The sequence below is a fragment of the Citrobacter sp. JGM124 genome (assembly GCF_018257795.1).
GTDB lineage: Bacteria > Pseudomonadota > Gammaproteobacteria > Enterobacterales > Enterobacteriaceae > JGM124.
Window position 1 is genome coordinate 1 of sequence record NZ_JAERJD010000037.1, and the last position, 687, is coordinate 687.

Here is a 687-nt window from a genome sequence, read left to right on the forward strand (position 1 = left end):
ATGGCGGAGATATCAGGGTTTGCCTCAAAGCTGGCGCTGAAACTGAACTGGGTGGTGCTGACAGAAGCGCAGCAGGTTCCAGGGTTGGTGAAGTTTGGTGGGGTGCTGGCCGGGATAGCCTCGGTTATTGATGGGGTCAGGAATGGATTTCATGCATGGGATGCTTGGCGTAAGGGAGATATATTCGCTAGTGCTGTTTATATTAGCTCCGCAGCAATCATTATTATTGGTGGCGCTGTAAGTGGTTTTTGGGCTAAGGCCGGTGTTTTTGCCTTAGTGGAAACGAAGAGTTTCAATATTATGGGGCTGGGGCCGGTAGGGCTGGCGACACTGCTTATTTTGTCAGGTATGGCACTGGCCTATGGGGCCAGTGAGCTGCGCAGCACGGCGTTTGAAATCTGGCTACGGCGGACCTGTTTTGGTATCCCGAACGGGGCAATTAAAGCCCTGCCGGCGTGGCATACCAACAGCCAGGAAGATATGGGTGAGGCGCTGATGCAAATCCGGGCGATAGCCAGCGGGATGGTGGCCGATGTGGCTTTTGCGTCCGGCAGGGTGGGGCGCGGTCTGGCCTTTCTGGAGTCAGTCGGCACGGGGCAGCCGGTGATGACCGGAAAGCTGACGGTGAACGGCACGGAGTACCGCCGGGTGGACTTCCGGGTGAGTATGCCGGGCTGGGTGGCCGGC

At 57.5% G+C, this 687-nt stretch carries 1 protein-coding gene; it reads left to right on the plus strand.

The genetic code is table 11. The features are described from left to right. On the plus strand, nt 1–687 hold a 687-nt coding region (locus tag JK154_RS17615; RefSeq protein WP_283093684.1), incomplete at both ends, for a hypothetical protein.